We start from the raw sequence: 14683 nt of genomic DNA on the forward strand, positions 1-14683 counted from the left end.
GGTTTAGAGTTTGGCAAAATTAACAGTAACGGTATCCATGACTTTAAGCCCCATAAGAGAAGATGCACTACCAACTGTAGCATTATCACTCTTATAAACGGCAATTTCTAAATAGCCAGATGAGTTAAAAACAACAAGTCCTTTGCCTTCATCATAACGCTTATCTTCTGGAATTTCAAAATTTATAGCATCACTATATTTATCATATATAGTTTTAAACTTATAACTTCTAGCCGAAATTTCATAAGCTCGAGTTTTCTGAACACCTTCAAAAAACTTACGTTTTATGTTAGTAATCACATTTCCGTAGTTATCAATATAAATCACACTGCCAATAATTTGATTCTTTTCATCATTAACAAACGGAATCAAGTTTTTTATGGGTTTTATATTGTCTATCACTTTTCCAATAATTTCTAAGGTACCACCTCGAGCAATATGACAGGCAACATTTACAAATACATCTAGCACAGGAAAGCTAGTAGCAACACGATCATGAATGTTTATTTCTACAATTTTTTGCGGCGCAATTTCGGAACAAATCATACTCATAATCCCGTTATTGGCACAAATAAAATAGTGATCATCTAATTTAACAGCGATATGTTTGTTTTCAGGGTTAAGTTCAGAATCAATCCCAATCACATGTATGGTTCCCTTAGGAAAACTACTGTAGGCATTCTGAATTATATAAGCAGCTTCAGGCACATTAAATGGTGCTACCGAGTGAGAGATATCAACAATTCTTACTTCAGGCAACTCACTATAAATTGCTCCTTTAATGGCTCCAGCAAAATGGTCTTTCTCTCCAAAATCGGTTGTTAGTGTGATGATTGCCATGTATTGAGCAATAGAATTTTTTAAATGATTTTAACTCGTATCAAACTAAAAATAAAACTGTTAAAAACTAATCATATTTTAAGCTTTAGTATGACTTAAGAATAAAATAGTTTTAATTATTTTTGGTTTGAATGAGTAGTAATTTGTCTCATCACAAAACTAATAAAACAAAACAGATTAATTTATAATTCCAGTCGCTTTTGAACGAACTTATTTTAGAACTAGAAGAAATTACTCCCAAAGAATTTTTTGGAGCTCAAAATGCCAATATCAAAATACTAAAAGAATACTTCCCAAAACTTAAAATTGTAGCTAGAGGAAATCGTATCAAAGCTTATGGCGATGAAGATTTGCTAGAAGAATTTGACCGACGCATGAACATGCTTATGGAACATTTTGGAAAGTACAATAAGATTGACGAAAATGTTATTGAACGTGTACTTACGAGTCAAAGTAGTGATGATTATAAAACTTCTGAGCAAAGTGGCGAAGCTATTGTTCATGGAGTGAATGGTAAAATCATTAAGGCGCAAACGGTTAACCAACGGAAACTGGTTGAGAGTATGCGAAAAAATGATATGGTCTTTGCTATTGGTCCTGCTGGAACAGGAAAAACATATACAGGTGTTGCATTAGCTGTAAGAGCTTTAAAAAACAAAGAGGTTAAGCGTATTATTTTAACACGCCCAGCAGTAGAAGCAGGGGAAAACCTAGGATTTCTTCCTGGGGATTTAAAAGAAAAGCTAGACCCTTATATGCAGCCATTGTATGATGCGCTTCGTGATATGATCCCTGCTGAGAAATTGGCACATTTTATTGAAAATGGGACCATTCAAATTGCACCTTTAGCATTTATGCGTGGACGAACATTAGATAATGCTTTCGTCATTTTAGATGAAGGTCAGAATACAACTCATGCGCAAATGAAAATGTTCCTCACACGAATGGGAAAAAACGCAAAGTTCTTACTTACGGGTGATCCTGGTCAGGTCGATTTACCACGTCGTACCATTTCTGGTTTAAAAGAAGCCTTGCTTGTGCTAAAAAATGTTGATGGTATTGGGATGATTTATCTCGATGATAAAGATGTGATTCGTCATAAGCTGGTGAAAAAAGTAATCGATGCTTATAAAAGTATAGAAAATAGAGATTAGTAAATAATTATGATATCACACTGAGTGCAGTCGAAGTGTATTTTAAACAACAAAATGTCAAATAAAACTATAATAGCATCTAATTTCAACTTTCCAAATCAAAAAAGTGTTTACAAAGGGAAAGTAAGAGAAGTCTATAATATTAATAATGATGAATTAATCATGATTGCTACTGATCGCTTGTCTGCTTTTGATGTGGTCATGCCTAAAGGAATCCCTTACAAAGGACAAATTTTAAATCAGATTGCGACTAGTATGATGAAAGCGACTGAAGATCTGGTGCCTAATTGGTTAACTGCGACACCAGATCCTAATGTGGCAGTTGGACATCTATGTGAACCATTTAAAGTAGAAATGGTAATTCGTGGCTATATGTCAGGTCATGCTGCACGTGAGTACAAAGCAGGACGTCGATTGCTTTGTGGCGTTGATATGCCAGAAGGCTTGAAAGAAAATGATCAATTCCCTGAGCCAATTATTACACCAGCTACTAAAGCTGAAATGGGAGATCATGATGAAGATATTTCAAGAGAAGATATTTTAAAACGAGGCATCGTTTCAGAAGAGGATTATATGGTACTTGAAGATTATACCCGTAAACTTTTTAAACGTGGTACAGACATTGCAGCTTCTAGAGGTTTGATTTTGGTGGATACCAAATATGAATTTGGGAAAACTAAAGATGGTAAGATTGTTCTTATTGATGAAATTCACACACCAGACTCATCCCGTTATTTTTATGCAGATGGGTATCAAGAACGTCAGGATAATGCTGAACCTCAAAAGCAACTGTCCAAAGAATTTGTAAGGCAATGGTTAATTTCTAATAATTTCCAAGGCCTAGAAGGGCAAACAGTTCCTGAAATGAGCGATGATTATATCGAAACTGTAAGTGAACGCTATATAGAGCTCTATGAAAATATCATGGGAGAACCATTTATTAAAGCTGATGTCTCTGATATCCAAAATAGGGTAGAAGCTAATGTTTTGAGCTATCTTTCAGATAAGTAATTAAAAAGGCTTAATTCCATAAAAGAATTAAGCCTTTTTTATAATATTATTTAGCTATTCTACTATTGTAGACTTGGTCTAAGTTTAAATTGACCTTCAGTTATTTGTACGGTATCTGTAGGGTCAGACTCGTTATATAATGTCGCAGAAAATGTGCCTTCAACAAATTGTGCTGTACCAACTTGTACTTCCAATATATAGCTATTAAAAGGTGTTGTAGATGTAATTGTAACACTATTTCCAGTTTGGTCACCATTTGTATTGTATAGTGGACCTTCAGATGCATTTGGTGCATACTCAAAACCTATAGCACCTGTAGTACCAGTATAGACATCATTATTAGTTGCAACTTGATAATCGCCAACTGGAAATCTGTCATTAAATACTTCTGCTTGATTGGTATCGCTAAGTTCAGTGCACAGCATAAATCGCACAAATTCCATGCCCATGTACGGCTCTGTGTCATTATCAAAATTAGGATAAACTCCAGAGTAATAATTAATTCCTGCAGTGTCAGAAAAAGCACATGCTACTGTTGAGGCTCCTGAGTGAATTAAGTTATAATCTAAAGTCGTAGCTGCTTCAAGTTGACCATAAAAGAACGGTACACCATCCACTTTTCCAGAGATAAAATACACATAATCTGAAGCATCAAACCCTTGATTATCGCCATCATCACTACTATCACTATCGCTACAATTGAACGATACTAATGCTACTAATACGAATGCTAAGTTTTTAAATAATTTCATATAATAATTGTTAGGTTAAGTGAGCAATTTATATAAAAAAAAGCGAAAAATTAAATTTTGCTTGGAAGCTCGCCAAATCGCACTTTAAAACTTTTTGTAAAATATGATAAATTTGTGTATCCAACAGCATAAGCTATTTCAGACACTGATCCTGTTTTTAAGGTTAGTAGTCTATGTGCCTCATTTAATCGTATTTCAGTAATAAGTTGATTTGCTGACTTATCTGATAATGCTTTAAGTTTTCTGTGAAGTTGTGATCGACTAAACCCTACTTGTCTTGCTATGTCCTCAACACCAAAATGCTCGTTATCTAAATTATGCTTTATAGTTTTAAATACATCTTGTAAGAATTTGTCATCTATAGAAGTGACGTCAATTTCATCTACCAATAACATGTCTAATGCTTTAAAATGTTCCCATAAATATTTTCTAGAATCTATGAGATTTTTCATCTGTAAAAGAAGCTCTTTATCATCAAAAGGTTTTGTCATGTATACATCGGCACCTTGAGTGAGACCTTCTAATTTATTGTTTTGACCAGCTTTAGCTGTAAGCATAATTATAGGTATATGACTTGTTTTAGAATTTGTTTTTAGGATATGACAAAGTTCATAACCATCCTTTTTTGGCATCATGACATCACTAAGTATAATGTCTGGTACATGTTCAAAAGCCATACGTTCTCCTTGAAGCCCATCAATTGCAATTATAACATTATAATGTTCTGAAATTACTTCAGATATATAGTGTTGTAAATCCTTGTTGTCTTCAACTATTAGGGCAATAGGGAACTCTTTGTTTTTTGTTGATGGCGTTATGATTGGGTTGTTGTTAAGATTTGTGACTAAGGATGCTTTCCTTTCTGTTGTTGTTTCTGATTTTGAAACTATTGATATAGATTCTGGTAAATTAGTTAATGTAAAAGGCAATCGAACTTTAAATGTAGTTCCTTTACTTTTGGTACTAGTAACACTTATCGAACCATTATGCAGATCTACTAATTCTTTAGTTAGCGCAAGACCAATTCCAGACCCTTTTTTTTCACTACCCTCAACTCTATAAAATCTATCAAAAATCCGAGGCAATTCTTCTTTGGAAATACCTTTTCCAGTATCTGATATCTTTAATACTAAATGTGAGTCGTTATACTCTGTGGTTACTGTAACAGAGCCGTTTTCAGAAGTGTATTTAAAAGCATTAGATAATATGTTAACCACTATTTTTTCGAGTTTGTCTTTATCGTAAAACGCAGAATTTAATTCTTCTGGGAAACTTGTGTTGAGGCTAATATTTTCTCGTTCTGACATACTCTCAAATGAAAATACGATAGATCGCAAAAATTGTATAATGCCTCCTTGTTTTAATGATAAATGAACTTGACCACTTTCGATCTTTGATAAGTCTAATAGTTGATCTACTAAATTGTGCAATCTTGAAGTATTGTTTTTTATAATTTCATAATTTTTTCTACTCAGAATGATTTCATTATTTAACGAATGCTCATTTTGTGCACGATTAATTGGACCTGAGATAAGGGATAAAGGTGTTCTGAATTCGTGACTTATATTAGCAAAAAAACGTGTTTTGATATCATCAAGATCTTTTATCCGTTGCATTTCGGCATATGTTTCTTGCGCTTTTAATTGATCTCGTTGTGTTTTTAATGCTAGTTGCTGTCTACGGTAAGCAATTCCAAAAGAATAAATTACGATTTGCAAAAACATTCCTGTAGCATATGGATCTATAAAATGTTTTGTCATTCGGATTATACCTAATGACCATAAAGATCCAATGATTAAGCATACTGATGCTATTATAGATCCAAACCCAAAATATTTGGCGAGGATATCCTTTTTAAAAACTAAAATAATTGATAAAATTAGGCTACAAACAGAGTAGATACCCAAGACTACAGTATGCACTCCTACACTTAAAAATTTCGGTTGTATATTAAATATGGAAACATAGATTATAGTCAATGCTATTTCAGCAATTAATAAACAGGAAAGGCCTAAGATAAACTTGTCTAGAACTGGGTATTTGTGTTTAGAACTTATAAATGAGCGTCCAAAAAACCAAAACATATAAAAAATACCATTGGCAATTAATGACCATAATATAAATCTAAATGATGTAATTGACCCAATGAGTAAGCCGATAGTCATCGCTTGAGTTAATGAGCAAAATAACAACCAAATTGAAAACCATAAAAAGACCCGTTCTTTTAAATAGATGAATTGTAAAACATGGTACAATAGAATGATAAAGGTTACGCCAAACATAAAAATGTTAAAGCTGTTATTAAACTGAAATATTTGATGATAGAAAGGTTGTTCTGGACTCCTTATTGTAGTATTGAAGAAAGCAGGATAGCCAAGCTGATTACCTTTAACTTTAATTATAAGAGTTACAGGAATATTTAAAGGAAGCTCATTTAGACTTACTTGATTTAATATCCAATTTGCTTTAATGTCTCTATTTTTTTTAGGATACTCAACACCTGACTTTTTATGAAAAATTAATGTGTCATTAACATAAGCATAGACATCAACTTTACCATTACTTTTAACCCAAGCTGGGGGACCAATAAATCTATCTTCGAAGTGTAATGTCCATGCATTTGTTGGTGCCTCTGTTACAATATCAATTTTACCCCAATATGTCGTATGTGTTTTGAGATATCTTTTAAAATGAGACCTGTCTTTTAATATTAGAGTAGAATCTTTTAAAATACGTTCTGCAGATAATATCCCAATGCTATCTTCTATAATCTTAATATGTGTCATAAGATCATGAACAGGATATTTCGTATCCAAAGTATAATTGTCCTGACTAAAACAGAATGTTGAGATAAAAACAGTTAATAAAAAGATGCTTTTAACCATTTGGTTTTTCTAATTAAGGTAGTAATCTCTGATAAGATACAAAAATGAATTTGCTCATTATCATTAATAATGAAACAAATATCCGAATAGTCTTGTTGAGTAATTAACAGATATATAGCATCGCTTAACAGAAATGTTGCATTTGTTCTTCCATAAGACAAATGTGTTATTAATTAAGAATTCTGTATTAATTAATTATTGATTCTCATCCTAGCTTTACATCATTAATAATTTAAAATTGAAATTAAAAAGAATACTAATGAAACGTAAAGATTTTATAAAAGGATCAGTTGCAGGACTAGGAGTTTTATCTTTTACATCTATAGTGGCATCAACTGATTTGATATCAGATAATAATGAGCCTCAAGATCCAAAACTTATCAGAAACATTGACGGCTTTAAACAAATTGTTTTGGGTGATCATCAAACTATTAAACTTGAAGGTAAAGATACAAAAGGTCAGTACACACTTATTGAACAATATAATGATCCAGGGATGGAAATACCAAAACATGTTCATGAAGATGAAGATGAAGTGTTTCAAGTATTAAAGGGTCAGTTAGAAATGAGTATTGGTGATAACGTTAAGGTCTTGTCTGCTGGAGATATTATTTTTTGTCCAAGAGGAATACCTCATTCATGGAAAGTAATTGGTCAAGAGAAAGCTAAGGTAATGCTAAGTATTTTTCCAGCAGGACTTGAAAACATGTTTTATGAAATGGCAGAATTACCAGTTGGTCCACCTGATTTTGGAATGGTGTCAAAGATTTGTGAAAAATATAATATCCGATTTGTTTAACAATAAAATTTAAAATTATGAATTACAGAAAAAAGTATTTAAAAATCTTAATGCTATGTATTGGTTTTAGTGTTTTAGTTGCTTGTAGTAGTGATGATGATAATAATGCACCGCAATTAGAAACATGGGAAATTGAGGTCAACGAGATGAAAAGTTTAACATCACAATATGTAGATTTTAACCAAGCTACAGATGAAGGGAGAATTGATGTGTCTGGTTATGTACCCAATATGGGACATCATTATTTAAATCCTGCCTTAGCAGATGGTGTTTTTGAAATTAATAAACCCGAGATCATTTTATATGTTCCAGATAGTAATGGTGTTATGCAAATGGTAGCTGTCGAATATTCTATTATACCTGACAATCCTGACAATCCTGGAAATCCGCCAGAAGGTTTTACAGGCGATCAAGATGTATGGCATTTTAATGAAATGGTTGGACAGTGGCAATTGCATGTATGGACAGTTTTGGAAAATCCAGATGGCATTTTTGCACCTTTTAACCCAGCTATTGGCGATTAAAACTTAAGTTAGTCAAAGACATAATATCGGCCTAATGATGTTGTGTTGAAACAGAAAGCCGTTTGTAGGGAACGGCTTTCTGTTTTTATTATCATAAAATTATTATGTGAGAGCTACAACATGATAACATTAATTTTCATGGGTGTTTTTTTTGTTTTTAATGGTTCGTACAATCATTCGAACACAATTATAAATAAAAGCATTGGTCTTCACATAATAGAACGAAATGAGACAAACAATCACAATAAATATTAAAGCTCCTAATATGGCTTGAGTTGGATTTAAAGCTTTTAAGTAAAAATGTTTTAGTCCAAGCCCTGTAAAACTTCCAAAGATAATTACAAAATGTATCACATAAATGGATAAGGTCTTTTGTCCGATTTTACCAATAAGAGATCCTTTTAAATAGGGCTCAGCAGCATAAAAAACACCAAATAATAATAGCACGTTTCCGAAGCGAGGAAAAAGATAGTTGTAATAGGCAACTTCCTTAAAAATTTGTATATCAAACCAATAGTATAGTTTCATTAAAATCCATCCCGAACAATCAATGAGTAAGAGTCCAAAAACAAAAAATGAAATAATTGTGATGAATCGAAAGCGGTTTCTATGTGCATGAGAAAAAAATACTGTAGCCAGAAAACCTCCAAAAGCAGTATATCCAAACCAAGGTAAAATAGTAAATACAGAACCATTACTTTTAGTCATGTAATTTGCAAATATCTTCGGAATATGATTTAACTCTAATGAACGATACATGGGTTCGCTTAAAAAACAAAGACACCCTAAAAAAAGTAACATTGCAGATAATAGTTTTAGATGTTTCCGAAGTAAAACATAACAACCTATTAAAAGGATAATAGATACACCAATGCATTGTAGAACATCAATGACAAAAAAATAGCTGTTAAATTCTCCTCGAAACCATCCAAAAAAATCTATTCTTAATAAATAACCAATACCAATAAGTAATAAGCCTCTATAGATTCCTTTTTTCACTCTATAATAGTCTTCGCCTTTATCTCTAGCTCTTAGTAATAGAAATAAAAATACAAGCCCAGATATACTAAAAAATGTTGGAGCTGTGATACCTCTAAAGTAGTGCCATATTTGATAGGCAAGATTTGATGTGTCACGATATATTGGATTAAGCAAGGTGTCTATAAAATGTCCTTGCAGCATCATTAAGATGGCAAAAGCGCGCACTGCATCAATGAAAAAAAGGCGGTTGGTTTTCAAATATTAGTGATTTCCCATAAATATACTTTTAATTTTTCAGGCTGCATAAATTGAAAGTAATATCTTAGAAGGCAAATTAGCAAATGTCAATGGACCAACTTAATGTGATTTCCGAAAAATTTTCCTCTTTGGCTTGGGGAATTCCACTATTGGTATTACTAATTGGTGGGGGATTATATTTGCTGGTTATATCTCGGTTTCTTCCATTTCGCTTTTTCCGTCATGCTATTCAAATTTTAAGAGGTAAATATGATGATCCTAATGATCCAGGTGATATTAGTCATTTTAAAGCCCTAACTACGGCATTGTCTTCAACGATTGGAATGGGTAATATTGCAGGTGTAGCTTTAGCTATCTCAACAGGAGGTCCTGGAGCTATGTTTTGGATGTGGGTCTCGGCCATTGTTGGCATGAGTACTAAGTTTTTTACTTCGACTTTAGCCATTATGTATCGAGGAAAAGATAGTCGTGGTAAATTGCAAGGTGGGCCAATGTATTTTATAAGGGAAGGGTTAGGGAAGAACTGGACCTTTTTAGCAGTATTGTTTTCTGTTTTTGGCATGTTAGGAGCCTTGCCTGTTGTTAATGTCAATCAATTAAAACAAGCTATAAATGACATTATTTTAATTCCAAATGGTGTTGAAGTTAGTTTTAATACTAATTTAATTATTGCTGCAGTTTTAGTTATTATCACTACAATTGTTATTCTTGGCGGACTTAAACGAATTAGTGCAATAGCGTCTAAAATGGTACCTACTATGGTGTTACTGTATTTTATGTTAGTGTTAATTATTCTGGGGTTGAATTATACTGAAGTTCCAAAGTATTTTATGATGATATTTACAGATGCTTTTGAAGCCAATTATATTAAAAAAGATGCTGTCTTTGGAGGTATGCTTGGTGCCTTAGTGTTATTAGGTGTTAAACGAGGTGCATTCTCTAATGAGGCTGGAATTGGAACTGCACCTATGGCTCATGGAGCTGCGAGAACAGATGAACCTGTCCGTGAGGGACTAGTGGCAATGCTTGGACCTGTAATTGATACTTTAATTGTTTGTACACTCACAGCTATGGCTATTTTGGTTACAGGAGTTTGGGAAACTACATCAAATAATGGAGTAAGTTTAACTGCTTCTGCCTTTCAAGATGCCATTCCTTATGGACAATATTTACTAATGCTATGTGTCTTTATCTTTAGTATTTCATCACTGTTTTCTTATGCATATTACGGAACAAAATGTATGTCGTTTCTCATAGGTGCTGATAAGAAACATTATTATAATTACTTGTATGTTTTAAGTATTATTTTGGCAGCAACAACACCATTTAGTACCATGATTAATTTCATTGATGGTATATTTGCTTTTATGGCTATACCTACCATGTTAGCTACTATTTTATTGGCTCCTAAAGTGGTAAAAGAGTTAAATCGATATATTAAAAATTTAAAGGATAATGAATCAAAATAAGAAAAGTACTATAAAAAAACAGGCTAATGCTAGAGCCTACTGGAAAGAAAATATCAAGTACGTTTGCATCTTATTAATAATATGGGCTATAGTATCCTATGGTGCTGGAATTGTATTTAAAGACGAGCTTAATGAATTTAGATTAGGCGGATTTAAACTAGGTTTTTGGTTTGCTCAGCAAGGAGCTATGTATGTATTTGTGATACTAATTTTTGTTTATGTAAGACTTATGAATAAACTTGATAAAAAGTATGGCTTTGATGAATAAATTATTAGTGTTTTTAGCTATGGATGTTCAGAACTGGACGTACATTCTTGTTGGAATTACCTTCGCTTTATACATAGGAATTGCTATTTGGTCAAGAGCAGGTTCAACCAAAGAGTTTTATGTTGCTGGAGGTGGCGTATCACCTTTAGCTAACGGAATGGCTACTGCCGCAGATTGGATGAGCGCAGCATCATTTATTTCTATGGCCGGAATTATTTCTTTTGCAGGATATGATGGTGCAGTATATTTGATGGGTTGGACAGGCGGTTATGTGTTGCTAGCATTACTATTAGCCCCTTATCTTAGAAAGTTTGGGAAATTTACTGTACCCGATTTTATAGGTGATCGCTATTATTCTAATTCGGCACGTATCGTTGCTGTTCTTTGTGCTTTACTAGTCTCGTTTACCTATGTGGCAGGACAAATGCGAGGGGTTGGGATAGTATTTTCAAGATTTTTGGAAGTTGATATCAATACTGGTGTTATAATAGGAATGCTCATTGTCTTATTTTATGCTGTGCTTGGTGGAATGAAGGGTATTACATATACGCAGGTAGCTCAGTATTGTGTACTTATATTCGCTTTTATGGTACCAGCTATTTTTATTTCAATTCAAATGACTGGTAATCCGATACCACAATTGGGTTTTGGAGGTGAGTTAAACGACGGTTCTGGAATGTATTTACTAGATAAACTTGACGGTTTAAGCACTGAACTTGGTTTTTCAGAATATACAGAAGGCACTAAATCTACAATTGATGTCTTTGCAATTACCTTAGCCTTAATGGTTGGTACTGCTGGATTACCTCATGTAATTGTTAGGTTTTTTACAGTAAAAAAGGTGAAAGATGCACGGAAATCAGCCGGAATTGCTTTATTGCTTATTGTGATTTTATATAGTACTGCACCAGCCGTTTCTGTATTTGCAAGAACGAATATGATCGAGACTGTTTCTAATCAATCTTATGCTGATGTGCCAGAATGGTTTAAAAAATGGGAAACGACGGGATTAATCACCTATACAGATAAAAATAAGGATGGTAAAATTCAATATGTAGCAGATGCAAATAAAAATGAATTGGTGGTTGATAGAGACATAATGGTACTCGCAAATCCTGAGATTGCAAAACTACCAAATTGGGTAATTGCTTTAGTCGCTGCTGGTGGATTAGCTGCAGCATTATCTACAGCAGCTGGATTATTATTAGTGATCTCGTCATCGGTATCTCACGATTTAATTAAAAAAGTAATCAATCCAAAAATCTCAGAGAAAGGAGAGTTGACAGCTGCTCGTTTGTCTGCAGTTGCTGCAGTATGTGTGGCTGGATATTTCGGAATAAATCCACCAGGATTTGTTGCTGCAGTAGTAGCTTTAGCTTTTGGGTTAGCAGCAGCTTCCTTTTTTCCTGCTATAATCTTGGGTATTTTTTATAAACGAATGAATAAAGAAGGTGCCGTAGCTGGAATGGTAGTTGGTATTATAGTAATGTTGCTGTACATGATGAAATATAAATTGGGGTGGTTTGATGAAGTATTGCCAGATAAAAGTGAATGGTGGTTTGGAATTTCCCCTGAAGGTTTTGGTAGTATCGCCATGTTAATTAATTTTATAGTGTCAATAATTGTTATGAACTTTACAAAAGCACCTCCTCAAGACGTGCAAACTATTGTTGAAGATATTAGAATACCATTAGGAGCAGGAGATGCTATAAATCATTAAAATTTATGAGTAATTATCATATAAAACACTTAGAAGAGTATTTTCAGGTCTACAGAAAATCAGTACGTAATCCAGAATTGTTTTGGGAGGAAATTGCCGAAGAACATTTTATGTGGCGTAAAAAATGGACTAATGTTCTTAGCTGGGATTTTACTAAGCCTGAAGTGAAATGGTTTGAAGGTGCTAAACTTAATATTACCGAAAATTGCATTGATAGACACCTTTATACTAGAGGAGATAAAACAGCAATTTTATTTGAGCCTAACAGTCCGGATGAAGCAGCTGAACATATTTCTTATAAACAATTACATGAACGTGTCTGTAGGTTTGCTAATGTATTAAAAGATAAAGGCATTAACAAAGGTGATAGAGTTTGTATTTATCTTCCTATGATTCCTGAACTGGCTATTTCTGTATTGGCATGTGCTAGAATTGGTGCTATTCATTCCGTTGTATTTGCTGGTTTTTCAGCAAACGCTTTAGCTACCAGAATAAATGATTCCGACTGTAAAATGGTCATAACTAGTGATGGGTCTTATCGTGGTGCTAAAACAATTGACCTCAAAGGAATTGTTGATGATGCTTTAGAAAATTGCCCTTGTGTGGACAATGTATTAGTTGTAAAACGAATTCATTCAGAAATAAAAATGAAAGACGGACGTGATGAATGGTTACAACCTCTTTTGGATGAGGCTTACACTGATTTTTCTCCTGAAGTTATGGATGCTGAAGATCCATTATTTATTTTATATACTTCTGGATCTACTGGACAGCCAAAAGGAATGGTTCACTCTACAGCGGGCTATATGATTTATAGTGCTTATACCTTTAAAAATGTATTTCAATACACCGAAGATGATGTGTATTGGTGTACTGCAGATATTGGATGGATTACTGGTCATAGCTATATTGTATATGGGCCATTAGCTAATGGAGCGACAACTTTAATGTTTGAAGGTGTGCCAAGTTATCCTGATTTTGGGCGCTTCTGGGATATTGTTGAGAAGCATAAGGTGACACAGTTTTATACTGCACCTACTGCAATTAGAGCATTAGCAAAAGAAGGAATTGATCATTTAGAAAGGCACGATTTGAGTTCTATAAAAGTTTTGGGAACCGTTGGAGAACCAATAAATGAAGAAGCTTGGCATTGGTATGATGATAATGTTGGAAAGAAAAAGGCACCTATTGTTGATACTTGGTGGCAAACTGAAACAGGTGGTATTATGATTACACCAATTCCGTTTGCTACACCAACAAAACCAACATATGCAACTTTACCGTTTCCAGGAATTCAACCAGCTTTAATGGATGAAAAAGGGAATGAGGTTAAAGGAAATCAAGTGGATGGAAGATTATGCATAAAATATCCATGGCCAAGTATGGCTAGAACTATTTGGGGTAATCACAAACGTTATAAAGACACCTATTTTTCGGCATTTGAGAACAAGTACTTTACAGGAGATGGTGCATTAAGAGACGAGGTCGGCTATTATAGAATTACAGGTCGTGTTGATGATGTCATTATTGTTTCTGGTCATAATCTAGGAACAGCTCCTATTGAAGATGCGATTAACGAACACCCTGCAGTTGCAGAAAGTGCAATTGTTGGGTTTCCACATGATATTAAAGGAAATGCACTTTATGGTTATGTCACACTTAAAGATTCAGGAGAAGGACGTAATCATGACAATGTAAGACGAGAAATCAATCAGATTATTACCGAGCAAATTGGACCAATTGCTAAATTGGATAAAATTCAGTTTACAAACGGACTTCCAAAAACGAGAAGCGGTAAAATCATGAGGCGAATACTTCGGAAAATTGCCCATAACGAAGCGAGTAACTTAGGAGATATAAGTACCTTGTTAAATCCAGAAGTTGTAAAGGATATTATAGATAACTCCTTGTAATTCGATTTTATTTATAAGTTATTTTGGTGTAAATAACTCTAAATGTGTTGTTTAAAATAAATTCACTATCTTTATCTAGGTTTGTTCAAACCCAATTTCTCCCTATTTA

General features: G+C 33.6%; 12 protein-coding genes. 8 read left to right on the forward strand and 4 right to left on the reverse strand.

The window, feature by feature from the left end; translation table 11 throughout:
• Window positions 1-3 precede the first annotated feature (3 nt).
• Entirely contained in the window at window positions 4-840 is an 837-nt protein-coding gene (locus tag ACTU6T_RS13150; protein WP_460218654.1) for an SAM hydrolase/SAM-dependent halogenase family protein, read from the reverse strand.
• Between the two features lie 200 nt (window positions 841-1040).
• On the opposite strand from ACTU6T_RS13150, the gene ACTU6T_RS13155 reads away from it, so the two are divergent.
• Both ACTU6T_RS13155 and ACTU6T_RS13160 read left to right on the forward strand, forming a co-directional pair.
• On the forward strand, window positions 1041-1994 hold the full coding sequence (locus ACTU6T_RS13155; RefSeq protein ID WP_460218655.1) for a PhoH family protein: 954 nt from the start codon (window positions 1041-1043) through the stop codon (window positions 1992-1994).
• Between the two features lie 54 nt (window positions 1995-2048).
• Window positions 2049-3005 carry a phosphoribosylaminoimidazolesuccinocarboxamide synthase gene (locus ACTU6T_RS13160; protein WP_460218656.1) on the forward strand — a complete coding sequence of 319 codons (957 nt, stop codon included), beginning with the start codon at window positions 2049-2051 and terminating at the stop codon, window positions 3003-3005.
• Window positions 3006-3067: 62 nt separating this feature from the next.
• On the opposite strand, the gene ACTU6T_RS13165 is transcribed toward ACTU6T_RS13160, so the two are convergent.
• The gene (locus ACTU6T_RS13165) at window positions 3068-3757 is read right to left on the reverse strand and encodes a DUF5025 domain-containing protein (protein WP_460218657.1); all 690 of its coding nucleotides are present in this window, start codon (window positions 3755-3757) and stop codon (window positions 3068-3070) included.
• A gap of 50 nt (window positions 3758-3807) precedes the next feature.
• Window positions 3808-6642, reverse strand: coding sequence for an ATP-binding protein (locus ACTU6T_RS13170; protein WP_460218658.1), 2835 nt, complete (start codon window positions 6640-6642; stop codon window positions 3808-3810).
• 259 nt (window positions 6643-6901) lie between these two features.
• Between ACTU6T_RS13170 and ACTU6T_RS13175 the strand changes: the two genes are divergently transcribed.
• Together ACTU6T_RS13175 and ACTU6T_RS13180 are read left to right on the forward strand one after the other, a co-directional pair.
• Window positions 6902-7441, forward strand: a complete 540-nt coding sequence (locus tag ACTU6T_RS13175; protein WP_460218659.1) for a cupin domain-containing protein — start codon at window positions 6902-6904, stop codon at window positions 7439-7441.
• 17 nt (window positions 7442-7458) lie between these two features.
• Window positions 7459-7965 (forward strand): hypothetical protein, encoded by a 507-nt coding sequence (locus tag ACTU6T_RS13180; RefSeq protein ID WP_460218660.1) that lies wholly within the window; start codon window positions 7459-7461, stop codon window positions 7963-7965.
• A gap of 129 nt (window positions 7966-8094) precedes the next feature.
• On the opposite strand, the gene ACTU6T_RS13185 is transcribed toward ACTU6T_RS13180, so the two are convergent.
• Window positions 8095-9204 carry a heparan-alpha-glucosaminide N-acetyltransferase domain-containing protein gene (locus tag ACTU6T_RS13185; RefSeq protein WP_460218661.1) on the reverse strand — a complete coding sequence of 370 codons (1110 nt, stop codon included), beginning with the start codon at window positions 9202-9204 and terminating at the stop codon, window positions 8095-8097.
• Window positions 9205-9293: 89 nt separating this feature from the next.
• On the opposite strand from ACTU6T_RS13185, the gene ACTU6T_RS13190 reads away from it, so the two are divergent.
• From ACTU6T_RS13190 to acs, 4 genes are read left to right on the forward strand one after another with little or no spacing between them, the layout of a single operon-like run.
• On the forward strand, window positions 9294-10673 hold the full coding sequence (locus ACTU6T_RS13190) for an alanine/glycine:cation symporter family protein (RefSeq protein ID WP_460218662.1): 1380 nt from the start codon (window positions 9294-9296) through the stop codon (window positions 10671-10673).
• Window positions 10660-10941 (forward strand): DUF4212 domain-containing protein, encoded by a 282-nt coding sequence (locus ACTU6T_RS13195; protein ID WP_460218663.1) that lies wholly within the window; start codon window positions 10660-10662, stop codon window positions 10939-10941. The genes ACTU6T_RS13190 and ACTU6T_RS13195 overlap by 14 nt, the downstream gene beginning before the upstream one ends.
• A gap of 19 nt (window positions 10942-10960) precedes the next feature.
• A complete protein-coding gene (locus tag ACTU6T_RS13200) occupies window positions 10961-12661 on the forward strand; it encodes a sodium:solute symporter family protein (protein ID WP_460220771.1) in 1701 nt (566 codons plus the stop codon).
• A gap of 5 nt (window positions 12662-12666) precedes the next feature.
• Window positions 12667-14574: an acetate--CoA ligase gene (gene acs, locus ACTU6T_RS13205; RefSeq protein ID WP_460218664.1), complete on the forward strand. Its 1908-nt coding sequence runs from the start codon at window positions 12667-12669 to the stop codon at window positions 14572-14574.
• Window positions 14575-14683: the final 109 nt, after the last annotated feature.

Source organism: Psychroserpens citreus (assembly GCF_055686305.1).